Below are 657 nucleotides of genomic sequence, written 5' to 3'. Positions count from 1 at the left end.
CTTCTACCTAAAACTCGCGCGTATGCTGAAATTTGGTTAGACGGAGAGAAAGTCGAATCGACCGAAGAAGATGAGCCGATTCTGGGCAAAACTTACTTACCACGTAAGTTCAAAACAACCGTAGTCATTCCTCCACAAAATGATGTGGATGTCCACGCGAACGATTTGAACTTCGTTGCGATTGCCGATAACGGCAAATTGGTTGGCTTTAATGTGCTAGTGGGTGGTGGTTTGGCGATGACACATGGCGATACGTCGACTTACCCACGTCGAGCTGATGACTTTGGTTTCATTCCTCTAGAAAAAACCTTAGATGTCGCGGCTGCAGTTGTGACAACTCAGCGTGACTGGGGTAACCGTTCAAACCGTAAAAACGCCAAAACCAAATACACACTCGACCGCGTCGGTACAGATGTCTTTAAAGCAGAAGTAGAAAAACGTGCGGGCATTCAGTTTGAAGCTAGCCGCCCGTATGAGTTCACTGAACGTGGTGACCGTATTGGTTGGGTAGAAGGTATCGATGGTAAATTCCACTTGGCGTTATTTATCGAGAATGGTCGATTGCTGGATTATCCGGGGAAGCCGCTGAAAACGGGCGTCGCTGAAATCGCGAAGATCCACAAAGGCGACTTCCGTATGACCGCCAACCAAAACCTA

1 pseudogene is annotated in these 657 nt (G+C 47.8%); it reads left to right on the top strand.

Features of this window, described 5'->3' with window-relative positions:
• Positions 1 to 657, top strand: a pseudogene (locus tag R8O10_RS25585) (sulfite reductase subunit beta); the annotation flags it as partial.

It is taken from the genome of Vibrio sp. 1727 (assembly GCF_033344415.1).
Taxonomy (GTDB): Bacteria; Pseudomonadota; Gammaproteobacteria; order Enterobacterales; family Vibrionaceae; genus Vibrio; species Vibrio alginolyticus.
This window is presented reverse-complemented; position numbering and strand designations above follow the sequence as displayed.